Below are 25601 nucleotides of genomic sequence, written 5' to 3' on the forward strand. Positions count from 1 at the left end.
GTTAGATCCGTATAATGATTATTTTCCGGTGAAGGCAGGCTTGCGCTTCTCCATGAAGGCCTTTACGCCCTCGCTATAGTCGGCCGATGAGCCAAGCTCACGCATGAAGTCGCGTTCGAGATCGAGCTGTACGTCGAGCGAGTTATTTAACGCCTGACGAATAGCTTGCTTAGTGCGCGCAAGTCCGCGTGTCGGACCTGTGGCAAACCTTTCCGCCAGCGCTATTGCTGCCGGCATCAGTTCTGCATCATCGACGGCGCGCCAAATCAGACCCCATTGTTCCGCCGTCTCGCTATTAATTGGGTCACCTGTCAGAGCCAATCCGAGAGCGCGGGCCTGGCCGATTAGGCGAGGCAAAATCCAGCTACCGCCGCTATCAGGAATCAGGCCAATGTTCGAAAAGGACTCGATGAATTTGGCGCCTCTTGCCGCCAGCACGATGTCGCAGGCCAGCGCAATATTCGCCCCGGCCCCTGCGGCAACGCCGTTCACTGCACAGACGACCGGTTGTTGCAAACCGGAAAGCCTGCGCACGAGTGGATTGTAACGCTTCTCCACAGATTCGCCGAGATCGACAGATTCTGAGCCTGGCGCAACAGCACGGTCGGACAGGTCCTGACCTGCACAAAATCCACGCCCCGCTCCGGTCAGCAGCAGGCACCTGATTTCATCATCGGCTTCCACGATCGTCAGAGCATCGGCGACCTCTTCATGCATTTCAGCTGTAAAGCTGTTCAGACGATCTGGCCGATTAAGCGTAATCCGCCCGACGCCATTTTCCCTGTCGAACAAAATTGTGGTGTAGGTCATCGGTCGGCTTCTCCCGTAGCCATCAATTCACCGCGATCAGAGCGCAGTTGATTTCTTCTTGTGGCAATATAAAAGAACGACCAGTCGGTCAACTATTATCTTCTGGATTTGGATATCATGGACGCCTCCCCGCTCGAAATTGCACGATATCTTAACGAAAGGGAGACGACGTCCAGGGTTTGGGATCTGAAACTCGTCGATGCCGGACCTGGCTGGGCGACCGTTCGTATGCCAGCCAAGCACGACATGCTTAATGGTCACGGAATGCTGCACGGGGCGCTTATTTTTGCGGTTGCCGATACCGCTTTTGCCTATGCATGCAATTCACGAAATCTCGCCTCTGTCGCTTTCCAGGCGTCGGTCGTTTTCCTGGCGCCGGTAATGGAGGGGGATGTGCTTGAAGCGCATGCGGAAGAAACCGCCGGGCAGGGACGAAGCAGTGTCTATGCAGTCACGGTCATAAACCAGCGCGGGGAAGCTGTTGCCGCATTTCAGGGCATTTCGCGAACCCGCGGTGAACCCGTTATCAAATTCAACAACGAGGACTGATTATCATGCCAGAAGCATTTATATGCGATGCTGTTCGTACACCGATTGGCCGATATGGCGGGGGCTTGTCTGCCATTCGAGCCGATGATCTCGCAGCACTGCCGTTGAAATCACTGATGCAAAGGAACCCGTCTGTGGACTGGGAGCGCGTCGATGATGTGATCATGGGCGGAGCCAATCAGGCAGGAGAAGATAATCGTAACGTCGCTCGGATGGCTGCATTGCTGGCTGGGCTGCCGATGACTGTTCCAGGTGTGACAGTAAATCGTCTGTGTGGGTCTGGCATGGATGCGGTGGTGATGGCTGCCCGAGCGATCAAGGCGGGTGAGGCCGAGGTGATTATCGCGGCCGGCGCAGAGTCCATGTCCCGCGCGCCATTTGTAGTTGCAAAGCCGGATGCGGCATTTTCCCGCAATGCGGAAATGTACGATACGACGATCGGCTGGCGATTTGTCAACACGCGCCTCAAGAGCGAGTACGGCATCGACTCCATGCCGGAAACTGCCGAGAACGTAGCTGAGGACTTCGCCATCAGCCGCGAAGACCAGGATGCATTTGCTCTCGAGAGTCAAAGGCGGGCTGCTGCAGCAATCGTGAACGGCCGTTTCTCGCGCGAGATTGTTCCGGTATCCGTGCCGCAGAGGCGGGGTGATCCGCTCCTCGTGGAGGCCGATGAGCATCCCAGGCAAACGACGCTTGAGAAACTCGCGTCTCTGCGGCCAATTGTGAAGAAAGATGGCACAGTCACCGCCGGCAATTCTTCCGGAGTGAACGATGGAGCGGCCGCAATCATTGTCGCCTCTGAAGCGGCGGTCAACCGGTTTGGTTTGTCGCCACGGGCGCGGCTACTGGCCGGCGCAACAAAGGGGGTGCCGCCACGCATTATGGGAATAGGACCAGCACCCGCATCGAAAGCAGTGCTTGAACGACTTGAGCTGAAGATAAGCTCCATCGACGTCGTGGAGTTGAATGAGGCCTTTGCCTCGCAGTCGCTTGCCTCGCTGCGTCAGTTAGGCCTTCCAGACTGCGCAGATCATATCAATCCGAATGGTGGAGCCATAGCGCTTGGCCATCCGCTCGGGATGTCGGGAACGCGTCTCGTAATGACGGCGGTTGAAGAGCTTGCCATTCGCGATGCGAAGCTCGCGCTGTGCGCGATGTGCATTGGCGTGGGGCAAGGCATCGCTTGTGTACTGGAGCGCGTCTCTTGATTGCCCCCATTTCGAAACACACAACGGATCGGGTTGTCATTGGCATTTGCGGGGCAGGAAATATGGGGCTGGGCATTGCTCAGGTGGCCGCGAAAGCAGGCGCTTCCACTATTGTTTATGATAACTCTCCTGCTGCCACAGCGCAGGCGGCAGAACGACTTTCAGGATCCCTCGAACAGCAGGTCGCTGCAGGCAGGATGTCACCTGAACAGGCAGATTCTGTGCTTTCGCTGGTGAGCTGGACAAACAGACTGAAAGATCTGGCTGAAGTCGAACTCGTGATCGAAGCTATTATCGAACGGGAAGATGTGAAAACCGAGCTGTTCCAGTCGCTGGAAAGCATTGTGTCTGAGAGCGCGATCCTGGCGACCAATACATCGTCGCTGTCTGTATCTGCTTTGGCGGCCAAGCTGATCCACCCCGGTCGGTTCATGGGGCTGCATTTTTTTAATCCTGCGACAAGGATGAAGTTGGTTGAAGTGGTTTGCGGCCTGTTGACAGATCCTGCGCTGTCCCAAGGAGCCTCAGACATGATGAGGCAATGGGGTAAGTCGCCGGTACCGGCAAAAGATGTTCCCGGCTTCATCGTCAACCGTGTCGCAAGGCCATTTTATGCCGAAGGTTGGCGGGCATATGAGGAGGGTGTGGCAACCGCTGCGGAGATCGACCATGCGTTCAGGGCGATCGGCCACTACCGCATGGGTCCGCTGGAGCTTGGTGACCTGATTGGTCACGACATAAATTTCTCGTCTGCCGAGAAAATCTACAATGCCTATTTTGGCCGAACCCGTTTTCATCCGTCGGTGTCCCAGGCTCTCCTAGTCGGGGCCGGCATGCTGGGCCAGAAGTCCGGCGCTGGCGTCTATCGGTATGGTAAAGGGGAGACGCAGGCTCAGCCTTCTTTTCGGAACGGTGCAAACCAGGCCCCCGAACAACTTGCAAAGATACTGGAGAGCCCACCGGGAAAGCTCGTTTCTTATGACGGAGTGGCTGTGGGTTGGTCATTTGGTCCTTCTGCCTCAGCCCTTGCCGAACGACAGAAGTCTCCAGTTGTCCTGCTTGACCATAGTGGCAATTCAGCCGGTGCGGGATGCCTGGCGGCAATGAGCAGCGATGCTGCGGCGCGTAAAAAGATTGAGGCACTGGCAGACCGACCGATCGTGCATTTAGCAGACAGGGCCGGCGGGCTGGTCTTCAGAACGCAGTGTCAACTCGCCAATAGTGCAGCAGATGCCATTCGGGACTTTGTGGCGAGCGCCGATGAGATCGACGAGGCAATGTTGCTCGGTGTGAATTATCCTGTCGGACCGATATCGTGGGCAAGGCAGGCAGGGTTCGGTCGAGTGTGCACAGCTTTAGATGCGATCGCCGACGAAACAGGAGAGGGCCTATATCGGCCGAGCGAAGTGTTACGGAAACTGGCGCGGGAGCAAAAGGTATGACGGATCAAGGTTTGGAATATGTCCGTGATAGTGAGCCGGTGGAGGGTGTGCGCCTCTTGCAATTGAACCGTCCGGAACGGCGGAACGCATTGGCGACACCGGTACTTCGCCGACTGAGAGACCTAATCCGTGACGCAGATTCTGACCCCGATATCGGAGCGATTGTCGTAACGGGTGGTGCGGATATCTTTGCCGCCGGGGCAGATTTGAATGAGCTTCTAGAAAAGTCGGCGGCGGATGCACTTCTGGAAGAACGTCCAGCCGTCTGGAGAGATATACGGCATGTTTCGAAACCAGTGATTGGCGCCGTGGAGGGCTGGTGCCTTGGTGCAGGGAACGAATTGCTGCTCTGTATGGACATCGCGGTTGCCGGAAAAGGCGCAAAGTTCGGTCAGCCTGAGACCAATCTCGGCATCATGCCAGGAGCCGGGGGATGTGTCGAACTCGCGCGCCGAATTGGTCGAATGGCAGCCATGCAGCTCGTGCTGACGGGGCGGGTGATCGATGCGGAAGAAGCCCTCCGGCTTGGATTGATCTCGCAGGTCGTCGAGAAAGGCGAAGCCGGACAACATGCCGTGGACCTCGCGGCAATCCTTGCGTCCCGGGCCCCTTTGGCGATCAGACAGGCCAAGGCGGCGATTCTATCTGCTTCGGTTATGCCTGTAGAGCAAAGTATGGATTTCGAGCGTCAGGCGTTTTGCAACCTGCTCAACACAGAAGACAAGGTTGAGGGGATTTCCGCATTTCTTGAGAAGAGAGCCCCCGTCTGGAATGGCAAATGAAGTTAAACCTGAGAAATTGATTGACCGACCGACCGTTCTATTATACCGTAATCCCAACTTGATCGGAGGTTTGGAAATGTACGCTCAAATGGTCGAATCGACAGGGAAGGGCGTCCGCTCGCTCGAAGACATGGACGGGCAGGAGCGTGCGTTTCAGGAAAAGATCAATACTGGTGTAAGAATTGAGCCGAAGGACTGGATGCCTGAAGGCTATCGGAAGACCCTCATTCGTCAAATCTCGCAACATGCACATTCCGAAATTGTCGGTCAGCTGCCTGAAGCCAACTGGATTTCACGTGCGCCGACTTTGCAGCGAAAGGCAATTCTGCTTGCAAAGGTTCAGGATGAAGCCGGGCATGGCCTTTACCTGTACTGCGCTGCGGAAACATTGGGGGTCAGCCGCGATGAAATGACAGCTCAATTGCTTTCCGGAAAAGCGAAGTACAGTTCCATTTTCAATTACCCAACACTCACCTGGGCCGATGTCGGGGCTATTGGTTGGCTTGTCGACGGTGCGGCAATCATGAATCAGGTTCCTTTGCAGCGTTGCTCATACGGGCCTTATGGTCGCGCCATGGTGCGGGTTTGCAAGGAAGAAAGTTTTCATCAGCGCCAAGGCTTCGATATCATGCGTGTGCTTTGTGAGGGGGCGCCGGAGCAGAAAAGTATGGCTCAGGATGCGTTGAATCGCTGGTGGTGGCCTTCAATTATGATGTTCGGGCCCAGCGATGAACAGTCTGTGCATTCAGCGCAATCGATGGCGTGGGGTATCAAACTTTCATCGAATGATGAGCTGCGGCAAAAGTTCGTCGACCAGACTGTTCCGCAGGCTGAGTACTTGGGGCTAACTATCCCAGATGGCGATCTGGAATGGGATGAATCTCGGGGAAGTTACAATTTCGGTGAAATTGACTGGGATGAGTTTTTCCAGGTCATTTCGGGGAACGGTCCCTGCAACAAGGAGCGCATGGCGGCAAGGACGAAGGCCTGGGACGACGGAGCATGGTTTCGAGATGGGCTGCAAGCCTTTTCCGAGCGCCAGGCCGTCCAGGCGATTGCGGCCGAATAGGAAAGTCCAATGACAGAGTGGCCATTGTGGGAAATTTTCATCCGCGGTCAGCATGGCATGAGTCACCGGCACGTCGGTAGCCTCCACGCCCCCGATGCGGAGATAGCAATCAACAATGCGCGCGACGTCTATACGCGCCGCAATGAAGGCGTCAGCATCTGGGTTATGAAGTCGTCGGATATCGTTGCCAGTTCACCGGACCAAAAAGGACCTCTTTTTGATCCTGCGCAGAGCAAGACATACCGCCATCCGACTTTCTTCGAGATCCCCGACGAGATCGGAAAAATGTAATGTCGGCCGAGAAGTTCGAATATCTTTGCAGGTTGGGGGACAGCACGCTCATCATAGGTCAGCAGCTTGGAAAATGGTGTGGTCACGCGCCGATCCTTGAGGAGGACATAGCTGTGGCAAATACGGCGCTTGATCTCATCGGCCAGGCAACAATGTGGCTGGACTATGCCGGAAGGGTTGAGGGCAAAGGGCGCACGGCAGACGACCTCGCATATTTCCGCGACAGCCGAGCCTTTCGAAATGTTTTGCTTGTAGAGCAGCCAAATGGAGATTTTGGCGCGACACTGATGCGGCAATTTCTGTTTGATGCTTGGCATCTGCCTCTTCTGGAACAACTGCTGTCGTCAACCGATCCTGAGATTTCCGCTATTGCCGGAAAGGCTGAAAAAGAGGCTCGCTATCATTTGCGGCGAAGTGCCAGCCTGGTCGAAAGATTAGGTCTCGGCACGGATGATAGTCATCAGCGTATGCAGGAAGCTCTTTTGGCTTTGTGGCCTTTTACAGGAGAGCTGATTGAGGCCGATGACGTCGATGGTATCGCGCAAGCCGAAGGTTATGGCGCTGACACTGTGACGACTGCTGAAGAGGCGTGCGGGAATTGGAGCAAGACGCTTCTGCAGGCAGGGCTCATCGTTCCGGACGATGTCCATATGCGTGTAGGTGGCAAATCGGGACTCCACAGCGAAGGTCTCGGTTATGTCCTTGCCGAGATGCAGTGTCTGGCGCGTTCAATGCCGGGGGCGAAATGGTGATCCGCTTCACTGACGGTAGCCGGACCAGGCCTGATCCAGACCTGATCTGGGCGTGGCTGAAAGAGGTTCCGGACCCGGAAATTCCGGTAGTGTCGGTTGTGGACCTCGGAATGATTAGGGATGTCGTCTGGGACGGAGATCGCCTTCGTGTCGCCGTTACGCCGACATATTCGGGGTGCCCTGCAACGAGTGTCATTACCCTTGACATCAGGCGAGCCCTCGAAGCCCGCGGCCTAGACGATGTGGCCATTGAAATTTGCCGGGCTCCCGCATGGACGACGGACTGGATCACGCCTGAAGGCAAAGAAAAACTGCGCGCCTACGGAATTGCCCCTCCGGCGCAGACAGCCAAATGCGCCGGGATGCTCGCGCAGGCGGAAATCAGGTGCCCGCAATGCGGCTCATTGCAGACAGAAATAGTCAGTGAATTTGGCTCAACGCCGTGCAAAGCGAGCTATCGTTGCTTGTCCTGTCTGGAGCCTTTCGACTACTTCAAACCGTTTTAAGGTTATCGCATGTCCAAATTCTATAATCTCACCGTTGTTGGTGTGGAGCATACGACACGTGACGCGGTTGTCGTCAGCCTGAAACCGAATCCCGATTGCGGCGAGGCTTTCAAATTTCTAGCAGGTCAGCATCTGACTTTTCGGCGTGAAATAAATGGCGAAGAACTCCGGCGCTCCTACTCGATATGTTCCCGTGCCGGTGAAGGATTACTGCGTATCGGCATCAAAAGGGTTGATGACGGTTGGTTTTCCACCTGGGCAAACGAGAGTATCAAGCTAGGAGACACTATCGAAGCCATGCCCCCCGCCGGCCGGTTTACCGTGCCGCTGGATTCACAAGCGAGCCGGCACTATCTGGGCCTAGCTGTGGGCAGCGGCATTACGCCCATTCTCAGTCTTGTATCTACGATTCTGGCCCAGGAACCCTCTTCCCGCTTCACCCTGATATATGGGAATCGGTCGATCAATTCGATTATGTTCAGGGAAGAGCTCGAGGATCTCAAAAACCGATACATGCACCGGCTAAGACTGGTTCATGTCCTGAAAAATGATGGCGGGGATATCGAACTATTCAATGGGCGCCTCGATCGGGAAAAATGTGAGGCGCTCTTTGACCGGTGGGTGGATGTCAGCCTCATGGACTATGTGTTCATTTGCGGCCCGCAGAGCATGACTGCCATGGCGAAGGAACTACTGGCAGGGCGTGGCCTTTCGCCGGATCAGATCAAATATGAATTCTTCCTGTCCAGTCCACGAGCGTCGTTCGATCCGGATGCGGTTGCATCCCCGCAGGCCCAGCTAGAGAAGGACATCGAAGTCATTGTGACGCTGGACGGAACGACAAGAACAACCACATCTTCAAAGGGGCTGTCCATTTTGGACGGTTTGCTGGAGAACGCACTGGATGCGCCGTATTCCTGCAAGGCTGGGGTCTGCTCGACTTGCAGATGCAAGGTGCTTGAAGGTGAGGTTGAAATGATCGCCAATCACGGACTGGAAGACTATGAAGTGGAGCGGGGCTTCGTCCTTTCTTGTCAGTCCTATGCTGTAAGCGACAGAGTTGTTATCGACTATGATCATTGACAGCGCCCTGCTGCGCTGTCGCTACAATTTCACTGCCGGGAAGCCATTCAGAAACGTCTCGCACATGATGTGAGCGAACTGTTTCGTTGAGACGGGTCCGCGGTCTGAAAACCAAGTATGTGTCCAGTTTATCATCCCGATGAACATCATCGCTGATGGAAACTGCATGTCGACATTGTGCCCGAGGCTGGGATTAATTTCTGTGAGGACATCGAACCAGACTTCGATTGGCTTCCTCAGCATTTTTGAAATTTTCCGCCGCTGCACTGCCGGCAATGCTTCCAGTTCGTTGAGGATAAGTGTGTGTTTGTCGCGTTCCTTGACGTTGATCTCCAGAAGCTGTGACGCGAATTCTAGAAGTTTTTCCCGGGCCGGCAGGGCATCATTGTTGGCAATGCCCTCAGCGACTTCAATCAGGGTTTGCGCATGATCATGGAGAAGTTCGTAGAGAACCTGGTCCTTGGACGCAAAGTAGTGATACAGGCTCGACTTCGACATATTGCAGGCTTTTGCGAGGTCGAGGATGGACGCGGAATGGAATCCATTTTTCGCAAATAGCGCGGCGGACGTTTCCTTGATCGCGCTACGCTTGTCCGCATAGTCAAGAGCTTGAGTTCTAGCCATTTTTATTCCCTGACAATCAATTTTCACTGGGCCCGATTACCCGTTCTTGATAGAATAAGTTTCGCCAAATGTCAGGCGCGCAAAGACAAATCCGGGTTCAGACCTCTTTCGCAAAGCAATGGACGGATCCCGGCGAATGAGCGCGGGACAATACCTGTGCAGCCATTCCATGGATGCGAAACATATGAAACTCAGATGCTTACTGCCTCACGATTTCCTGAGATTGGAGGTTAGATAGTCAATCAGAGCCCGCGCTCTGAGAGAGATGTATTTGGCCTGTGGATAAGCTAGATACATCGATATTTCCGGAAGATAGAAATTTGAAAGAAGGTGAACGATTTTTCCTCGATCGATGTCTTCTTTGACTATCCAACTGGGAACAATCGTAATGCCTTCGCCCGCCCTGGCTGCTTTGTAGGCAAGCAATTCATCGTTTGTTGCGAAGACAGGCTTGAGGGTTACTGACTGTCTGCCGGTTTCGGACTCAAAATCGAAGCGTTCTTCCGATGCGCCCTTTGCAAGTATTATTGTATGATTCTCAAGATCAATGGGTTCGGTTGGAGTCCCAAAGCTATTAGCGTACTCATTGCTGCATACGACCACGCGCTCATATGTCCCGATAGCTCTAATTCGAATTGACAGTGCGCTAGGTTGGCCCATCAATACTGCAATTTCTACATGTTCTGGCAGCGCGCTCTCCGGCGTGTCGCTCAACAGCAGGTCTATCTCGACCGAGTGGAATTTCTTTCTGAAATCCGATAGTTGCGGATACAGAACCATATGGCCATACGACACGGGCGCGCTTATCCGCAGTAGGCCCGCAGGTTCCGGTTGACCTCCTCTGGCGAAAGATCGGACTTCCGCGTGCTTTTCCAACAGCTCTTGGACAAGACCGGCAAGCTCCTGAGCCTCCATTGTCGGGGTGATCGATCGTGTTGTTCGCACAAACAGTTGCACGCCGAGATGATCTTCCAATGCCGATATCTGTTTACTGATAGTGGATTGGGTTACTCCCAATTCCGCAGCAACTGCAGAGAAGCTTTGCCGTTCAAGTAATCGTGCAAATGTCTGATAAACCGCGATATTATCCATTATATTCCCGCAAAGAATAGGAGTTAATCCATAAAGGCGCTTTATGAATATGTAAAGCTGTGCAAACGTTACTCAACGATAAAGGCGAAATTAGCCGAACGAACGGACGGAGGATTAATTCATGTCAAAGAAGATCGCAATCATTGGGGCTGGCTGTGCAGGATTGCATCTGGCGCTGTATCTTCAAAAGCATGGGGTAACGGCGACAATCTTCACCGACCGAAAATCCGAAGAATACAAGTCCTGCCGGCTCCTCAACACGGTCGCTCATCATCATGTGACAATTTCTCGCGAAGACATGTTGGGATGCAATCACTGGCCCGCCGACAAGTATGGTTACTTCGGACACTATTACTCAGTATACGGACAAGAAACACTTGATTTCTACGGCTCTTACACCGCGCCGAGCCGCGCGGTTGATTACCGGATCTATTTGCCTCAGCTCCAGGACGATTTTATTGAAAGAGGCGGTGATGTGCGGTTTCAGCGTGTCGAGCCTGAAGATGTGGCCGAGATTGAGGCAGAATTCGACCTCGTCATTGTTTGCACAGGCAAGGGCCCTTTTGGGCGAATTTTCGGCCACCAGCCGGAACATTCCCCTTTCGACCGCCCTCAGCGCATGCTGTGCGTCGGCTTGTTCAAGGGCATAGAGGAGCGCCCGATCCGCGCCGTAAACATGCACTTTTCGCCGAATGTGGGTGAAATGATTGAGATCCCGACGTTGACCTATAGCGGCATGTCGACAGCTTTGGTCATTGAGAACCACATTGGTGGCGACATGGAAATTTTGGCCAAAACAAAGTATGAGGAAGATCCGGAGGCTTTCCTCTCGCTTCTGACTGACCGGCTTAAAAAGTATTATCCAAAGTGCGCAGAACGTATCAATAGTTCCGAGTTCGATCTTGCCAACAATGAAAGAGACTTGCTGCAGGGCGGTGTTACGCCAACCGTAAGGGATTCTCACAAAGTGCTGGAAAGTGGCAAGCTGGCCGTTGCGCTTGGCGATGTGCATGGCGTCGTCGATCCGGTCCTGGGCCAGGGCGCCAATATGGCTTCTTATGCTGCGATCATTCTCGGTGAAGAGATCCTCCGTCATGACGCGCTTGATGCGCGCTTTATGGAGGCTGTTGACGCGCGGCGAATGGATCGTGTGCTTTGCGCATCGAGGTGGACCAATTTCATGCTCAAGAATTTGGAAGAGGCGTCTCCTAGCCTGATGCAGTTCGTTGAAGCGATCTCGGCGAGCAAGGCTTGTGCCGACGATTTTACTGAGAATTTCAATTTCCCCGAACGGCAGTGGGACTGTTTTGCAAGTCCAAATCGCACGAGTGCATGGATTGCCTCAAGAATGGAGAAGCATACCGGCGTCCGAGAAAAGGTCGTTGCTTGAGGCTGTTGTAGACGGGCCATCGTAAGTGAGAGGTCTGCGGAGGTTGTTGGATGCAAAACGAAGTTACTAAACCAGAGTTCTGTAGTGCACTGGCGCAACTGGCTTCCGGTGTGAGCATTATTACGACAGCACTTCACGGTCAGATGCGCGGTATCACTGCGACTGCTGTGAATTCAGTAACGGCAGACCCGCCAACTGTTCTCGTCTGTACGAATTCTTCTACAGGCACTTCGAAAATGATTGCCGATGCGGGTTGGTTTGCCGTTAATTTCCTTGCCGCGGGTCAACGATCTGTATCGGATGTGTTTGCTGGCATGGGTGGACTCCAGGGCGACGACCGTTTTGGCTTTGGTGATTGGGAAACGTCAGGACCCAACCGACTCCCGTTGTTGACCGGCGCGCTCGCGCAACTGGAATGTGAAGTCGAGAAAATGGTCAAATCAGGTACGCATGACGTTTATTTTGGTCATGTACGGTCTGTAAAAGTCAGTCCTGGCGAACCGCTGATCTATCATGGCGGCAACTACCTGCCTCACGCACCATTTGTCGACAAAAATAGAGAAACCGTTGGGGTGCGAACCATGTCTGGCTGACCTGGCCAGCCAAGAAAATCAGCAGCAAACATAGCTGCGACAAAAATAGGGAGGAATAAATGGAAAGTTCAACAATAAGCGCCGCCAGCGGTTCGGGTGATCTCACCAGTCTGCGTCGGATAATGATTGGCAACGGCGTCTTGATGATATTCATGACGGCTGTGGGGGGCGTCGGGTTGTGGATGTACATCCTGGGCGGCTTCGAGATCGTCCCCGGATACATGGTGCATTTCCAATTGCCAGGAACGGAAGGAGGCTGGCAGCGGGCTCATACCGGGCCGGCGATGAATGGTGTCATGGTCATGGCTGTCGCATTCGCATTGCCGATGGTTCAAATGTCCTTCAAGCTTGCCAGGCGCATTGGATGGATCGTGATGCTGGACGGTTGGGCAAATGTCGGATTTTACTTTTTTAGCAACTTCTCGCCCAATCGAGGCTTGGCTTTCGGGAATTCCGATATCGGTCCCTCCAACATATTCAGCATTCTAGCCCTGGGGCCCGCCTATCTCTTCGGTGTGTTGCTGATGATTGCGCTCGCCATACTTGGCTGGAAGGCGATTTTTCCCGGACAGTTGTCTGATGAATCCGGCTCGTCTTTGGTCTCGGCCGAATAAAGTTAAACTAAAGAGATAGTTCCCATCCACAGTATCCAATTTGGACACATTAAAAGACCGATCAGTCGGTCTACTAAAGTGGGTCCATCAGGCCGGTTTGTCCGGCTGGAGAGCATGACAAACGGAATTGCCTTCATGACACAGGCCACCAAAGGTCAGAAATTTAATCCGAAGATTCTGCTTCCTGCGGCAGGATGCCTTACAGTGCTAGCGATTTTCGCCGGTTCGCAGGTCAAGGCTTATGGCGACTCGGACGGGGTGGGTGTGGAGGCTCCGCTGGGGAGCAACATCACAAACAGTCCTGATGATATTGTGCGGTTCGTTCCGGACAATCTGTTCGCCGTAGATTTCGTGACAGCGCAGCTTGGGTGGGTTGCAGGCTATTATGGAACCTTGCTCAAAACAGAAGATGCAGGACTAACCTGGTCTTATTTGCCGCTGCCTTACAATGAGTTGGTCCGCCGGGTGGAATTTGTGGACTACGCAACCGGCTGGGCGATCACGCATTCAGGTAAGATTTTGAAATCGACTGATGGGGGCGGCACTTGGGAAATTCAGTTCGAAATGCCCGGTATCAATCTCCGGGACATTTTCTTTATCAATGTGCAGGAGGGGTGGGTTGTGGGGCACGAGGCCACGATCCTGCATACAACCGATGGTGGCCTAACCTGGGCAGAGCAAGAGCTAGAGAATTATCAGGGGCGTGATCTACCGCGCCTCAGCGGTATTGCGGGATCTCGTTCCGGAGCTCTGGTTCTTGTTGGCGAGTTTGGAACGATCGCTATTTCGAAAGATGCGGGGGAGCTTTGGCAGATCGTTTCCCCTGAGAATCTGACAGCTACATTCACCGATATAGCGTTTATTGACGACGATCGCGCTATTGCGACCGCGCTCGGTGGTATCATTGCCCGCATAGAGTTCTCCGCTCCTGCGGCAGATGTCGATCCAGCGAACGATGCACATGCTTCCGGCCCATTGGTCGAAGTCGAGGTCGTTAAGCTTGAACAGGCAGGCCACCTTTTTTCTGTCGAGGCCGTAACTCACGATGATGCTCTGGTCGCAGGTGTTGGCGATATTTTTCAGATCGACTGGAGCGGGGACATTAAACCTCTGGAATGCGCCGAGAGTGAGGGCCCCAATACTTGGTATGGCGGAATTGCAAGGCGTCCGGAAACCAGCAGCTTCGTGGCTGTTGGCGGTGCCGGCGCTGTCATCGATTTCGAAAGCCCAGCGGGTACCTGTGCTCGCCTGGTTCGCTGGTGACGCGATGACTCTAGCAGACACCTCATCACACACGCAGGGCCGAACTCGATGATCCGCTTTATCGCAAATTTCGTCACGAGGTTTCCGCGTCTGGTCGTGGCTCTTGCCATGACCGCGACAGCGGCGCTCGGTTACTTCGCTACGACCGGGCTTACACTCCGGGTCAGCCTGGAAGAGATGTTGCCGGCCGACCATCCGAATGTTGCTCTCTACAAAGAATTCAGCGACCAGTTTGGAGGCGTGAATACAGTCCTCGTAAAAGTCGAGAATCTCGAGGGTGACATATACGACCCGGACTTCCTGAAGACCTATCAATCCATTTCAGACGAGTTTTTCTTCCACCCTTCTAGCATTCGGCCTTTGTTCGAAGCGGCCAATCTTAGAAAAACCAGAGCCGTTTCTGGTACGGAGGGGCAAATTGTCGTCAGTCCGCTGATGTGGCCAGAAGTGCCCCAAACCAATGAGGAAATGGAAAAATTCAGGACGTTGGTGCGTAGCCAGTTCCTTGGATCCCTCGTGTCTCTGGATGAGCATTCAATGCTGATTTCGGCAGAGTTTGCGTCGGACACCGACACATTGGGCGCGCTCCGCTTTGTCGATGAGGTTCGCGCGAAATACGCGTCTCAGGGGGTCGAGCTGTCCGTTGTTGGTCGCCCGGTTCTCTTGGGAACGGTTAAGAAATACCTGCCCCACATGTTGCTGATCTTTGCAGCGTCTGTGCTTGTAAGCGCTGCTGTCCTCTATGGTTTCTTCAGAAACTGGATTGGCGTTGCCATCCCGATGGTCGTTGCGTCAACGGTTACGATCTGGGGGTTCGGCGTCATAGGGCTTGTCGGTTACAATCTGGATCCGCTCTTGCTCCTGTTGCCATTCTTTGTATTCGCAACAGTGCTCTCGCACTCGGTTCAATTCGTGTCTCGGGTCTTCGATGAACTTGCCGAAGGCGGTACGCTGAAGGAAGCCGTGCGGGTCGGACTGGAACGTCTGCTCTTTCCAAGTACCGCTGCGGTGATCACGGATGCTGCCGGATTTACGGTGCTGGCCCTTGTCACCATTCCAAGCATTCAGTCGCTGGCTCTCATTTGCACGCTCTGGCTGTTGTCGCTAACACCGGGAATTATCGTGGCGGCCGCCGTTATGGCGTTGCTTCCGAAACCTTCACGCTTTCGGACCTCCTTGCCGGGACAGAACTTGCTTGGTTCCGTGTTTGGGCTGAATGCTTCGCGCTACCTCTTCGTCCCAGCTTTCGCGCTTGCGCTCGTCTTCGGCTTCTTTACCTCGCAACATCTCAAGATCGGTGACGCTGTCGGGAGTCCCATCCTGTGGCAGGATTCACGTTACAACGAAGATGTTGAATCGATAAATTCGAGTTTCAGCCGCGTCGGCACCGATGTCATGCAGGCATATTTCTCCGGTGAGGGAGAGATCATGCTCGATCCACGCACTTATGAGCAGATCGAAGCATTCGACCGTTATATTTACAGCCGCGTTCCAGTTGCCACGCGCGCCCAGAGCTTGGTGCCGATCGTAAAGAATATCAACATGGTTCTCTGGGAGGGCGACCCGTCATACCAATTCATTCCGGGTACGGAAGAAGAAATCGGACTGAATATCTACATGTTCCGCTCGGGCGGTGAGCCGGGCGATTTTGCTGCCTATACCAACCCGGAGTGGAGCATCGGCAAGCTCTCAATCTTTGCAAGTGAGCACAGCGCAGAGACCGTTAATGCACTCATGTCCGCCGGCAATCAGTTTCTCGATAGTTACCCATTTGAACCTGACGAGCCTCATGCACAATTTGCGGGCGGACAAATTGGTCTGATCAAGGCCACGAATGATGAGATCGAACACAAGGAAAATGTGCTGCTCGTTGCTATTATTGTTGTCATCTTAATAAATTTGCTCTGGCTCTACCGCTCGCCTGTTCTTGCAATGGTGGTAATCGCAGTCCTGACGACATCGCATTACATCACGATGAGCGTGATGGCTGGCATGGATGTCGGGATGAACTTGAACACACTTCCGCTTGCCGCACTGGGTCTGGGGCGGGGTGTCGATTACAGCATCTACATGGCCGACCGGATCCGGGACGAGATGCGAAACGGTCTTGGCTTTGAGGCTGCAGCGAAACGCTCGTTCAATACGTCAGGAACGGCGGTCATTGTCACAGCGCTGACGATGATCATTCCACTTCTCCCCTGGTATTTTCTGTCTCCGATCCGGTTCCAGGCGGAAATGGGTGTGCTGCTTGCGATCATCCTACTGTTCAACATGATTGGGGCACTGACGATCGTGCCGGCCGCGATCGGCTGGCTGAAACCCCGAGGGTTTGCCTTCGAGAGGCGGGGGATGGCCAACGCCAATCCTGCAACTGAAACGGAGCCGCAAGGTGCGGTTAACGCAGAGCCGCTTGCGGCGGAAAAACAAGAATACAGGGAGGAGTATAAATTATGGACAACAGAAAAATCAGCAAGTTAGGTACCTGGGGCTGGAAGTCAGCCTTTGTCAGCACATCAATGCTTTCCACAGTGGCCTTCATCCAGCCGGCTGGAGCTCAGGGGCTGGCTGAAGCACTGGACCTGCCGGATGAACTCTGGATCGGCGGGCGGTTAAAGCAGGGCGTCGGGGTCTATCTCGATCGGGACGGTGACGATACGGTCTGGGGCCCCGCACAGTTCACGGCCGAATTGCAGGCGGAGTGGACACCGAACCAGAATGTCACGGTGATTTCTGATTTCTGGCTACGCGGTGACTGGTACTACCAGCTCGATGACAGCGACATGGGATCGGGCATCCAGGACTTTACCAAGGCGCCGCCGTTTCGGGATCAGTTTGATTTCCTTCTCACTGAGAACGGTTCCTTGGCGCTTCCAGAGCCCTACGGAGATGATGGATCTGAGAGCGAGTTCCTCGATGATTTCGAGGAAGACGTCATTCGGGAATTGTCTATTCTCCTCACTGACACCGAGGGTCGTGCGTCGTTGAAGCTCGGCAAGTTCCAGCGCGGTTGGGGGCAGGCTGACGGCCTGCGCCTTCTCGATATTCTTAATCCGCAGGATCTACGGCTTCGCGGTGTGTTCACCGATACCGAAGAACTCAGAATATCCCAATGGAGCGCTTCACTCACACTCGACATGGAGCCGCTCGGTGTGAGCGCACCTTTCCAGGCGATCGGCATGGACGATGCGAGCCTTGAGCTGTTCTTTACACCAGTGGTGCGTCATTCCGAGTTTGTGATCAATAATCCGACGCCGAGTTCGGCGTCTTCAGGCGGCCCGTTCGGATTTCCCTTTCCCGCACTCATCGAAGGTCAGTCTGGCTTTGGGATGCCGCTCCTGCTTGCCCGTCTCAACGAGGTCGAACCGGAAGAATGGGAAGATAATGAGATTGCCGCACGCTTGAAATTTAACGCGCTTGGCGGCCAGGCGACACTGAATGCCTTCTACGGCTTCCAAGACCTGCCGATCATCGTGAACACGGGCGGCACACTTCACATCGGAACCTTTCTCGGTGACACAACTGCAGCCGGCGTTGTCAATGTGCCGCTGGACCTGCCGTCTACGATCGGAGCGATCCATGCGCCTGGGCAGTATGTGGATTTCATACAATCTCTTGCAGCTGGCACTGCAGCGCCTGGAGATTTTCCGCTGATCCCATTTGGATGCCTCGACATCCTGAACCCGGCCGGCGGCGGGGTGCCGTGTTCGGCGACGACTGATTTCGATCTCGACTATACATTCCGTCAGAAGACTTTCGGCTTTTCGTTTACCCGCGATATGACCGAGCTGCGACTCGGTCCTAAGGATGTCTCGCCGGTTTTACGGCTTGAGGCATCCTATGAGGTCGACAAGCCATTCAATCGCGGCGTTATAGACGACCCGTTCATACCCGGCCAACAGGCGGTCGGAACGCCAGCCTTGATTTCGACACGTGCCGATTCCGTGGCGTATCGTGACCAGATATCGGTGATGGCCGGATTTGACTTCAATGTCTGGGTACCCGGCTGGGACACGCAGCGCAGCTCCATCTTCACGACGACGCAGTTTTTCGCAATCCATACAGAGGATGCCGACGGGTTGCTCTACCAGGCGCCTTATGCGCTGACGAATGTCGAAGATACGCAAGAATTCATGACCCAGACCTATTCGGTGGGCCTGTTCAACGATCAAGTCCTTCTTGATGGCCTTGCTATCTGGGACATGGACAAAGGAGGCGTAGCTTACCGCCAGCGGATTGACTTCACGGCAGCTGCCGGAAAGCTGAAGCCCCGCATCGAATTCGGCCTGTTTAACGGAAAAGACGAACAAGGTCTGCTCGGTCTCTATCGGGCGTCCGATTATGTCGAATTCTCGCTGACCTACCAATTCTAAGAAACTGGGCAAGAAGGCAGTCAACACATAACATTAGGAGGAATACATGAAACGATCGAGACTCATACGAGCCCTTCTGGGAGCCGTAAGCGCACTGGTACTGTCGTCACCAGCGCTCGCCGAAGAGGATTATATCGCGACCTGGAAAGCGTTCGCGGAAGAAACAGGCCTGCCTGAGCACAAAGCATGGGCAGATATGCTGGACACCGATGAAACGCGTGCCCTCGAACAGAAGTGGGCGGACTTTCGCGGCTACACCGCCTCGAGCCTGATCGAAGAAGCTGACATTCCCGAGGCGCTCAAGCCTGGCTTGATCATAACCAAGGACAATATGGGTTCCATGCCGTGGCTTGAGGAATATTTGCCTCAATTCTGGATGGACCGACTGAATAGCGAATGGATGGGAATCCAGCAGATTCGAATCGTTCCGACAACGCATTATTATATGCAGGAAGCGATGCTGGATGCCACAATGGCTCTTGGTGAAGATCCGTTTACGATCAATGAAAAGGGGGAATTGGTCGACAGGGACGGCAATAATGGCAGTCTCACGCAAGCCGGACTTCCGTTCATCAATCCAGCGAACGGTGACGAGCTCAACTGGCTTTTCAATGCACATGGTGTCGGGACGGAAGACCTTTGGTTCAATCCCGTGCAGATGACAGGGTGTAGTTCAAGCAACAGAGTCGAACGGTCTTATTCAGGCAATATCTGGTGGCGAAAGATGGCCGGACGGGTTGCTGCCCCGCCGCTTGGCAACGTTCCTGGATTTGAGGGTGTGAAAGAGGCCGGCGCTCTGTTGATCACCTCTCCACGTGACGTTCGTGGACTTGCTGGTGTTCGCATCCGCTACGGTGATGCCGACAGGGATGATAATTTCAAGCTCTATATCCCGACATTACGGCGCACACGAACTTTGACCGGGACAAACGGACAGGATCCCATCGCGCCATCCCTTGAGCTCACTTGGGACGAGTGGCGTAGTCAGTGGACCAAAACCGACAGGCGCAAGTTCAGCTATGAAATGGTCGGCGAACGCTTCGTACTGGCTGCGCCCGAGGTCGGGGCAGCTTACGATCCTTACCGTCCCAATGAAGATCTTTGCTCGCTGTCGGGCACAGTGGATCTCGAGCTTCGTCCGGTTTGGGTCTACGATATCGTGGATAAAACCAACAGCTACCAGTATTCCAGAAAGCGCGTCTTTGTAGATAAAGAACTCTACTATACGCAGTGGATGGAAATGTATGATCGCCGCGATAATCTCTGGCGGATTTGGGATGATTCCAGATGGTGGCAGCCGGAGACAGGTCGTGCGATGTGGCGCTCCGTCATCATCCCGAATCTCGTTTCCAAACGGCATACCTATCTTAGCATGTCGCCGGACTGGGCCGGCGCCCAGGGGATGAATAACTCCCTGTTTGATGTCGACCAACTGCGCGACCGTAGGTGAACCAGGCCGGAGGGGTGAGACAAACCGCTCGCCCCTCCGCTTTCTAGCCGATGGCAGGCGAACGCGGTCGGACAATCTTGCAAAAAATGGAGGAGGATAAAATGACAAAACACCACGTAATTGGAGTATTCGCCAGTTTGAGTCTTGCTTTGTGCGCGGCTGAGACGGCCTCTGCAGATCCAGCGGAAACGTGCAAAGCGGGCGTGGCCACCGAGTCATTCGAGGGTGTCTCCGCGGATGAACTCGCCGGAGCGTGCGAATGCTTGGCTAAGGAAACCGAAGACAACGACGCGTTGCAATCAGAGATCATTGAGTTGTCCCCGCTGCCTATGGCCGAGCGGCTTGCCAAGGCCACGCCTGATCTTGCTGCCATCGCGCAGAAATGCTTCCCGGAAGCGGCGCTGAAAATCGAGGAATAGATAGGCTGACTGCAGCCGAATAGGAGGATGAAATGGATACCGTAGCTGACGCTGAAGTCTTCGAAATGATGATCAATGGAAAGCAAAAGAAGGCCGGGCACTACGATAGTGTGCGCAACCCCGCAGATCTTTCCACGATCGGTTTCGCGCCACGCGGAGATGCCGAGGCGCTTGATGAGGCGGTAGCCGCTGCTCGCGCGGCGTTTGCGGACTGGTCGGGTCGTCCTGAGGCCGAACGGCAGGAAGCCTGTCGGGCGATTGCCAATATCATCGCTGAAAACCAGGCTGAACTCGCGAGACTTGTGACACTGGAGACTGGCAAACCACTCAAGGGTCTGGGAGCTGAGTTTGAGATTGGTGGGTGCATAGGGTGGTCACAGGCCACAGCTGAGTTTTCGCTACCGCCGACAATCCTGCAGGACGACGAAAATGCACGCATTGAACTGCGGCATGTACCCGTCGGTGTGGTTGGCTCGATCACGCCATGGAACTGGCCGCTTCTTATCGCCGTCTGGCATATCCTGCCGGCGATACGAACCGGAAACACGGTCGTTATTAAACCATCTCCCTATTCCCCATTAGGTACCCTTCGGCTTGTCGAGTTAATGAATGAGGTCCTGCCGGCCGGAGTCGTAAATGTGGTCAGTGGAGGCAACGAGCTCGGTGCCCTGATTTCATCGCATTCAGATATCGACAAGATTGTCTTCACCGGATCTACAGCGACAGGCGAGAAGATCATGCAGGCTGCAGCACCGGGGATGAAGCGACTAACCCTGGAACTTGGAGGCAATGATGCCGGGATCGTCCTTCCGGATGCAGATCCAAGCGTTGTTGCGGAGGGGATATTTTGGGGTGCCTTCATCAATGCTGGGCAAACATGCGCCGCACTGAAGCGTCTTTATGTCCATAGCTCAATCTACGACGACGTCTGTGATGCGCTAGTTGCTTATGCAAGTCAGGTCCCCATGGGGAACGGCTTGATTGAGACTAACGCTCTCGGTCCTTTGCAGAACCAAAATCAATTTGAAAAAGTGAAAGACCTTGTGGAGGACGCCAAACGTAGCGGCGCGCGCGTCCTTACAGGCGGGTCTCCCCTAGGAAGCGGCTACTTCTACCCTGTGACCTTGTTGGCAGATGCCAAGGACGGAATGCGGGTTGTTGATCAGGAACAATTTGGGCCGGTGCTTCCCATCATTTGCTACGATGAAATTTCAGAAGCAATTGAGAGCGCAAATCATCTGCCCTTCGGCTTGTGTGCGTCCGTATGGGGATCTGATAAGGACGCTCTTGCTGCCGTGGCTGACAAACTCGTTGCAGGCACGGTCTATGTGAACAAGCATGCCGATATCGCACCTCATGTTCCCTTCGGGGGCGTGAAGTCTTCGGGCTTGGGTGTGGAGTTCGGGATAGACGGCCTGAAAGCATATACAAACATCAAGGTAATCAACTGCGCGGCATAATTCACAAAACCTGAAGCTGGTTGACCTGCTGTTCGGTTCAGCCAGTTGAAGGCTGTTAAGCGCCCTCTCGTTTCCTCCCAGGACTGCCTGTGTCCGCTCAGGTGAGTCCAACATAACTTGCCGGGGAAGGCTGAGCCTTCCCCGCTTTTTTTAGAAGAGGTTTATGGGTTTGCGGCTCGAAGCGCCCGCACCCATTATGTGAGGCCTTAGGATTGATAGTTCATTGCTTTAGCGTTGGCGAGCGCGGAGGGCGTTGGAGCCGCCACATTTTATAACGTCCCACGCGCGTCACTCGGGATTTGTGACACCTATCGCATGGGCCAATTCCGACGCAATTTTGTCGGCGGCGCTTATAGCTTGGAAATCAGCAAGATGTGCGTAGCGTGCTGTCGTTTGCGGTTGAGAATGGCCAAGCAGTTTTCCGACCATTGGAAGGTTCTCTCCGAGTGAGACCGCGCTTGATGCGAATGTGTGTCTGAGATCATGCAGGCGTACATCGTCCAGTTTGGCGGCTACCCTGATGCGTCGCCAGGGCTTCTGCATGTCGGTGAGATACTGTCCTTCGATCTGCCCCGTGATCACATAGGGGTTTCTGGCAAGGCGAGGGATAGCCTTGAGAACCGTAATTGCAGCATCGCCAAGATAGACGGTCTTTCGGCCGGTCTTGGAGTCGGGAAGCCGCAACATATTTCGTGTGAAGTCTACATGCTCCCACTTAAGCTTCTGAATCTCACTCAGACGGCAGCCGGTGAGGACAAGAAGCCTCACACATGCGACAGCAGATGGCGCGAAACTCTCCTCATCCTTCAGGGCCTCGCCGAGCCGGCCGAGTTCCTCGACCGAGAGAAACCGCTCGCGCTTGGTCTCCTTGTATTTCTTCACACCCCGGCACGGATTCGAGAGTTCTGCGCGCATGCCCCAAAGTTCTGCCTGGTTGAACATAACAGAGAGCACTCCGAGCGTGCGATTGGCCTGATAGGGCTTCTTCCGAAGACCATGATGGAGAGACGCAACGTCTGTTCGGGTTATGTCTGAGATCAGATAGGAGCCCAGCTTCGGATTGATGAAGAGTTCAATCGAGCGCCGGTATTCACGCTGCGTGCTTGGCTTCAAATGGGTGGGGACATATTCTTTCAGGAAGCGCGTCGACAGGGATTTGACTGTGCCGGTTTCCTTCACCTTCTTTTTCTCCGCGGTCGGATCGATCCCGACGGACAGGTCGTGCAGAATTTTCATCGCCTGCTTGCGGGCTTCTTCGGTCGTGAGAACGCCATGCTTGCCGATGGTGATCCGGCGCATGCGACCACGCTCCCGTGACATGACAAAATAGGTTTTCCGGCCTGACTTTCGCACGCGCACGCCAAAGCTTTTCAGCGCGTCATCATAGTAGTCACGATCACGATCTTCCGGATACAGGATGTCCACGGAGCGTTTGGTAAGTTTCATGGCTGGGCTCCCGCGTTATGCAGATTTGAGCCGGCCTTCAGGCAAACCTGAAGGTCGGCGGGTCAATGAATGCTGCAGTTCCGGGGGCGGGGAAGCGATAACCTGAAGGTCCAGGGTTACAAAAGCCATGTCACAACCTGAAGGTCGCTCTGGGTTACACATGGGTTACACCTCGCCGAGAACTGCTCAGAGAGCATTCGTTATCAGCAGGCAAAAAAGTCAATGATAACAAATCGCTGCGAGAGACTCTGGGAATTGTGGGGAGCGGGTGGGAAATCAAAATGCGCGCCCTCATAACCTGAAGGTCGTAGGTTCAAATCCTACTCCCGCACCCATCATAAGAGTAGTTTGGCCGTCCTGAGAAATCAGGGCGGCCAAATCGCCTTTTATAACAAGGTTGTATCCGCTCTCATTTTTGCGCGGCTCAAGGCAAATCCGTTGGATTGTCTTCCTCAAGATTGATCGGACCTCGTCAGCATCAGGAGACGGGTCCGAAACCACTTCCACAAGTGAGCCAATTAGTTCGGCATACAGCTCGCCCGCGTTCGGATGAACGCTCACAACGGGCTCGCTGCCCATTGCCGCAAGTTTGGCCTCGTTCTCAGTTTTTTCTGCTTCCAGGGCGACCAGCTTTTGCTTGAGAGCAGTGGTCGCGATCCCTTCAGCAATTGCATCAACAATCCGGTCTATGCGCCTGCCGGCTTCAGCGATAGCCTTCTCAAGCTGAAACCGTTCGCTACAAGTAGCCTTCTGTTGGCGAACGAGTTCTGCATGAAACTCGCGTGCGGCCGCTTTCTGCGCATCAGGATGAAGCAAGGCATTGTTCAGTCCTGCGAGGACGCGCTCTTCGAGCTCTTTGGCCGCTATGGTTCGATTGTTCGAACAGGTGCCCTTCTCGCGTCTTGTCGAGCACCCGTACCGGTTCTGGGAAACAATCGACATCGGACCGCCGCAGACACTGCATTCCAGGAGCCCTGACAGGAGCCGCGTGGGTCGCTTTGCTCCACCACGTTTACGGGAGTGCCTTTGCTGGCGAAGCTTTACAGCCTGCCAAAGTTCATCATCAACAATCCGAAGGTCCGGAACCTCATTGATAACCCATTCGCTTTCGGGGTTTGCCCGCATGCGCTTCTTGCCGGAGAAGGGATCCGTGACCTTGTGCCTGCGGTTCCATATGCGTCGGCCGATATAGAGTTCGTTGTTCAGGATGCCATTGCCGGCATGGACCTGTCCATTGATCGTTGAGGCGCGCCAGTCGGAACCGCGCGGCGCTGCGACACCTTCCTGGTTCAACATGGCCGCGATGCTTCTCGGAGACTTTCCTTCGACGAACAGCCGCATGATCCGTCTGACGGTCTCAGCTTCATCTTCGTTGATGGTCAGGATGCCATTCTGCTCACCCGGTACGATGTCGTAACCGTAGCAATGTCCTCCGGCCGATCTGCCTGAATTCACAACTCCCGTCTGACCTCGGCGCGTCTTCTTCGCGAGATCGCGCAGGAACATCTCATTCATCACGCCCTTGAAGCCGACGTGCATGGAGTCGACTTCGCCTTCGGAAAGCGTGACGATCGACACGCCGTGAAAGGCGAGGATCTTGTAGATTGTTGCTGTGTCAGCCTGGTCGCGGGAGATGCGGTCGAGGGCCTCGGCGACAACCACATTGAATTGACCGTTCGCAGCGCCCCTTATCAGTTCCTGTATGCCGGGGCGCGTAACCATCGCGCCGCCCGAAATTGCGCGGTCTGAATAGACAATAGTTTCGGTCCAGGATTTCTGCTCAAGGTGTTGTCGGCAAAGAGCAATCTGGTCTTCGATTGAACGAATAGACTGAAGGTCCGACGAGTAGCGGGCGTAGATGGCGGCTTTTAGGGTCATGACCCTTTCCGATATGCCAACCTCGCATGATATCGCGCAAGCGCTTCGGCGAGCTCAATCGCCCAGGATGGGGCTATTTCCCCAGAAAATTCGTCCTCGGGAGGCTCAGTTTGTGTCGCGATCGCCTTTGGAAGGCGACCGCGAGGCACGAGTTTGGGGTATTTGCGGTTCACGGTCCGATAGGCAGAAGCTGATCTAGTTCAGCTTCTGCCGGTTCCAGACTAGCACGCCGCTGCCATCCTCTTCCTTCTCGAAGAAAGCAGCCCGTAGCGGTTTCTCGAACCCCGGATCATCGAGCTTCACTGCCAGGTATGGCGTCTCGCCATCCTTGCTTTCTTCGCGCCAGGCTGCGCCAAGTTCTGCGCCGCCGGCAAAGATCCGGTAGTCGGGGCCGCCCTCGGCCTTCTCGGTCACCGAGACCATCTGGGCTTTCACATTGATTGTCATGGTCCGGATCGTGCCGGTCCATTTGCCATCCTTCTGGCTGAAGGTGCCGATTGTTGCCAT

General features: G+C 54.5%; 24 protein-coding genes. 18 read left to right on the forward strand and 6 right to left on the reverse strand.

Features of this window, described 5'->3' with window-relative positions; translation table 11 throughout:
• Nucleotides 1-18: 18 nt before the first annotated feature.
• On the reverse strand, nt 19-810 hold the full coding sequence (gene paaG, locus HF955_RS12540; protein WP_291075467.1) for a 2-(1,2-epoxy-1,2-dihydrophenyl)acetyl-CoA isomerase PaaG: 792 nt from the start codon (nt 808-810) through the stop codon (nt 19-21).
• Nucleotides 811-927: 117 nt separating this feature from the next.
• Between paaG and paaI the strand changes: the two genes are divergently transcribed.
• The 9 genes from paaI (at nt 928) to HF955_RS12585 (ending at nt 8495) form a co-directional block, all read left to right on the forward strand.
• A complete protein-coding gene (gene paaI / locus HF955_RS12545; protein ID WP_291075469.1) occupies nt 928-1359 on the forward strand; it encodes a hydroxyphenylacetyl-CoA thioesterase PaaI in 432 nt (143 codons plus the stop codon).
• A gap of 5 nt (nt 1360-1364) precedes the next feature.
• The gene (gene pcaF / locus HF955_RS12550; protein WP_291075470.1) at nt 1365-2570 is read left to right on the forward strand and encodes a 3-oxoadipyl-CoA thiolase; all 1206 of its coding nucleotides are present in this window, start codon (nt 1365-1367) and stop codon (nt 2568-2570) included.
• A complete protein-coding gene (locus tag HF955_RS12555; protein WP_291075472.1) occupies nt 2567-4012 on the forward strand; it encodes a 3-hydroxyacyl-CoA dehydrogenase NAD-binding domain-containing protein in 1446 nt (481 codons plus the stop codon). Before pcaF ends, HF955_RS12555 begins: the two co-directional genes overlap by 4 nt.
• Entirely contained in the window at nt 4009-4794 is a 786-nt protein-coding gene (locus HF955_RS12560) for an enoyl-CoA hydratase-related protein (protein WP_291075474.1), read from the forward strand. Before HF955_RS12555 ends, HF955_RS12560 begins: the two co-directional genes overlap by 4 nt.
• Nucleotides 4795-4870: 76 nt before the next feature.
• On the forward strand, nt 4871-5863 hold the full coding sequence (gene paaA, locus HF955_RS12565) for a 1,2-phenylacetyl-CoA epoxidase subunit PaaA (RefSeq protein WP_367279796.1): 993 nt from the start codon (nt 4871-4873) through the stop codon (nt 5861-5863).
• Nucleotides 5864-5872: 9 nt separating this feature from the next.
• Nucleotides 5873-6154: a 1,2-phenylacetyl-CoA epoxidase subunit PaaB gene (gene paaB / locus HF955_RS12570; protein ID WP_291075478.1), complete on the forward strand. Its 282-nt coding sequence runs from the start codon at nt 5873-5875 to the stop codon at nt 6152-6154.
• Nucleotides 6154-6906 carry a 1,2-phenylacetyl-CoA epoxidase subunit PaaC gene (paaC, locus tag HF955_RS12575; protein WP_291075480.1) on the forward strand — a complete coding sequence of 251 codons (753 nt, stop codon included), beginning with the start codon at nt 6154-6156 and terminating at the stop codon, nt 6904-6906. Before paaB ends, paaC begins: the two co-directional genes overlap by 1 nt.
• On the forward strand, nt 6900-7412 hold the full coding sequence (gene paaD, locus HF955_RS12580; RefSeq protein WP_291075482.1) for a 1,2-phenylacetyl-CoA epoxidase subunit PaaD: 513 nt from the start codon (nt 6900-6902) through the stop codon (nt 7410-7412). The genes paaC and paaD overlap by 7 nt, the downstream gene beginning before the upstream one ends.
• Nucleotides 7413-7421: 9 nt before the next feature.
• Entirely contained in the window at nt 7422-8495 is a 1074-nt protein-coding gene (locus HF955_RS12585) for a 2Fe-2S iron-sulfur cluster-binding protein (protein WP_291075484.1), read from the forward strand.
• 21 nt (nt 8496-8516) lie between these two features.
• Here the strand turns inward: HF955_RS12585 and HF955_RS12590 are convergent, their stop codons facing one another.
• Together HF955_RS12590 and HF955_RS12595 are read right to left on the reverse strand one after the other, a co-directional pair.
• Complete coding sequence (locus HF955_RS12590) at nt 8517-9119, reverse strand: TetR/AcrR family transcriptional regulator (protein ID WP_291075486.1); 603 nt, start codon at nt 9117-9119, stop codon at nt 8517-8519.
• 207 nt (nt 9120-9326) lie between these two features.
• Nucleotides 9327-10211: a LysR family transcriptional regulator gene (locus HF955_RS12595; RefSeq protein WP_291075488.1), complete on the reverse strand. Its 885-nt coding sequence runs from the start codon at nt 10209-10211 to the stop codon at nt 9327-9329.
• Between the two features lie 121 nt (nt 10212-10332).
• On the opposite strand from HF955_RS12595, the gene styA reads away from it, so the two are divergent.
• From styA to HF955_RS12640, 9 genes are all read left to right on the forward strand, one after another.
• Nucleotides 10333-11601: a styrene monooxygenase subunit StyA gene (styA, locus tag HF955_RS12600; RefSeq protein WP_291075490.1), complete on the forward strand. Its 1269-nt coding sequence runs from the start codon at nt 10333-10335 to the stop codon at nt 11599-11601.
• Nucleotides 11602-11651: 50 nt separating this feature from the next.
• Nucleotides 11652-12194, forward strand: coding sequence for a flavin reductase family protein (locus HF955_RS12605; protein WP_291075491.1), 543 nt, complete (start codon nt 11652-11654; stop codon nt 12192-12194).
• Between the two features lie 59 nt (nt 12195-12253).
• Entirely contained in the window at nt 12254-12808 is a 555-nt protein-coding gene (styC, locus tag HF955_RS12610) for a styrene-oxide isomerase StyC (RefSeq protein WP_291075493.1), read from the forward strand.
• Nucleotides 12809-12922: 114 nt separating this feature from the next.
• Nucleotides 12923-14071 (forward strand): YCF48-related protein, encoded by a 1149-nt coding sequence (locus HF955_RS12615; protein ID WP_291075495.1) that lies wholly within the window; start codon nt 12923-12925, stop codon nt 14069-14071.
• A 48-nt stretch (nt 14072-14119) separates the two neighbouring features.
• Entirely contained in the window at nt 14120-16549 is a 2430-nt protein-coding gene (locus HF955_RS12620) for an efflux RND transporter permease subunit (RefSeq protein ID WP_291075497.1), read from the forward strand.
• Nucleotides 16522-18441 carry a hypothetical protein gene (locus tag HF955_RS12625; protein WP_291075499.1) on the forward strand — a complete coding sequence of 640 codons (1920 nt, stop codon included), beginning with the start codon at nt 16522-16524 and terminating at the stop codon, nt 18439-18441. The genes HF955_RS12620 and HF955_RS12625 overlap by 28 nt, the downstream gene beginning before the upstream one ends.
• A 46-nt stretch (nt 18442-18487) precedes the next feature.
• On the forward strand, nt 18488-19891 hold the full coding sequence (locus HF955_RS12630) for a DUF1329 domain-containing protein (protein WP_291075501.1): 1404 nt from the start codon (nt 18488-18490) through the stop codon (nt 19889-19891).
• A gap of 101 nt (nt 19892-19992) precedes the next feature.
• Nucleotides 19993-20310, forward strand: coding sequence for a hypothetical protein (locus HF955_RS12635; protein WP_291075503.1), 318 nt, complete (start codon nt 19993-19995; stop codon nt 20308-20310).
• Nucleotides 20311-20342: 32 nt separating this feature from the next.
• Entirely contained in the window at nt 20343-21770 is a 1428-nt protein-coding gene (locus HF955_RS12640) for an aldehyde dehydrogenase family protein (RefSeq protein WP_291075505.1), read from the forward strand.
• A gap of 288 nt (nt 21771-22058) precedes the next feature.
• On the opposite strand, the gene HF955_RS12645 is transcribed toward HF955_RS12640, so the two are convergent.
• From HF955_RS12645 to HF955_RS12655, 3 genes are all read right to left on the reverse strand, one after another.
• A complete protein-coding gene (locus tag HF955_RS12645; protein ID WP_291075507.1) occupies nt 22059-23216 on the reverse strand; it encodes a site-specific integrase in 1158 nt (385 codons plus the stop codon).
• A gap of 291 nt (nt 23217-23507) precedes the next feature.
• Nucleotides 23508-25094: a recombinase family protein gene (locus tag HF955_RS12650; RefSeq protein ID WP_291075509.1), complete on the reverse strand. Its 1587-nt coding sequence runs from the start codon at nt 25092-25094 to the stop codon at nt 23508-23510.
• Between the two features lie 195 nt (nt 25095-25289).
• On the reverse strand, nt 25290-25601 hold the full coding sequence (locus HF955_RS12655; RefSeq protein ID WP_084397285.1) for a DUF736 domain-containing protein: 312 nt from the start codon (nt 25599-25601) through the stop codon (nt 25290-25292).

Source organism: Hyphomonas sp. (assembly GCF_017792385.1).
In the GTDB taxonomy this organism is placed as follows: Bacteria; Pseudomonadota; Alphaproteobacteria; order Caulobacterales; family Hyphomonadaceae; genus Hyphomonas.

Bases quoted from the DNA above. Each gene is read 5' to 3' on its own strand.
- styC (WP_291075493.1), top strand. From the start codon at position 12,254: ATGGAAAGTTCAACAATAAGCGCCGCCAGCGGTTCGGGTGATCTCACC.
- HF955_RS12615 (WP_291075495.1), top strand. From the start codon at position 12,923: ATGACAAACGGAATTGCCTTCATGACACAGGCCACCAAAGGTCAGAAA.
- paaC (WP_291075480.1), top strand. From the start codon at position 6,154: ATGTCGGCCGAGAAGTTCGAATATCTTTGCAGGTTGGGGGACAGCACG.
- paaA (WP_367279796.1), top strand. From the start codon at position 4,871: ATGTACGCTCAAATGGTCGAATCGACAGGGAAGGGCGTCCGCTCGCTC.
- styA (WP_291075490.1), top strand. From the start codon at position 10,333: ATGTCAAAGAAGATCGCAATCATTGGGGCTGGCTGTGCAGGATTGCAT.
- pcaF (WP_291075470.1), top strand. From the start codon at position 1,365: ATGCCAGAAGCATTTATATGCGATGCTGTTCGTACACCGATTGGCCGA.
- HF955_RS12655 (WP_084397285.1), bottom strand. From the start codon at position 25,601: ATGGCAACAATCGGCACCTTCAGCCAGAAGGATGGCAAATGGACCGGC.
- HF955_RS12605 (WP_291075491.1), top strand. From the start codon at position 11,652: ATGCAAAACGAAGTTACTAAACCAGAGTTCTGTAGTGCACTGGCGCAA.
- paaD (WP_291075482.1), top strand. From the start codon at position 6,900: ATGGTGATCCGCTTCACTGACGGTAGCCGGACCAGGCCTGATCCAGAC.
- HF955_RS12595 (WP_291075488.1), bottom strand. From the start codon at position 10,211: ATGGATAATATCGCGGTTTATCAGACATTTGCACGATTACTTGAACGG.
- HF955_RS12650 (WP_291075509.1), bottom strand. From the start codon at position 25,094: ATGACCCTAAAAGCCGCCATCTACGCCCGCTACTCGTCGGACCTTCAG.
- HF955_RS12620 (WP_291075497.1), top strand. From the start codon at position 14,120: ATGATCCGCTTTATCGCAAATTTCGTCACGAGGTTTCCGCGTCTGGTC.
- paaI (WP_291075469.1), top strand. From the start codon at position 928: ATGGACGCCTCCCCGCTCGAAATTGCACGATATCTTAACGAAAGGGAG.
- HF955_RS12645 (WP_291075507.1), bottom strand. From the start codon at position 23,216: ATGAAACTTACCAAACGCTCCGTGGACATCCTGTATCCGGAAGATCGT.
- paaB (WP_291075478.1), top strand. From the start codon at position 5,873: ATGACAGAGTGGCCATTGTGGGAAATTTTCATCCGCGGTCAGCATGGC.
- paaG (WP_291075467.1), bottom strand. From the start codon at position 810: ATGACCTACACCACAATTTTGTTCGACAGGGAAAATGGCGTCGGGCGG.
- HF955_RS12635 (WP_291075503.1), top strand. From the start codon at position 19,993: ATGACAAAACACCACGTAATTGGAGTATTCGCCAGTTTGAGTCTTGCT.
- HF955_RS12560 (WP_291075474.1), top strand. From the start codon at position 4,009: ATGACGGATCAAGGTTTGGAATATGTCCGTGATAGTGAGCCGGTGGAG.
- HF955_RS12590 (WP_291075486.1), bottom strand. From the start codon at position 9,119: ATGGCTAGAACTCAAGCTCTTGACTATGCGGACAAGCGTAGCGCGATC.
- HF955_RS12630 (WP_291075501.1), top strand. From the start codon at position 18,488: ATGAAACGATCGAGACTCATACGAGCCCTTCTGGGAGCCGTAAGCGCA.
- HF955_RS12585 (WP_291075484.1), top strand. From the start codon at position 7,422: ATGTCCAAATTCTATAATCTCACCGTTGTTGGTGTGGAGCATACGACA.
- HF955_RS12625 (WP_291075499.1), top strand. From the start codon at position 16,522: ATGGACAACAGAAAAATCAGCAAGTTAGGTACCTGGGGCTGGAAGTCA.
- HF955_RS12640 (WP_291075505.1), top strand. From the start codon at position 20,343: ATGGATACCGTAGCTGACGCTGAAGTCTTCGAAATGATGATCAATGGA.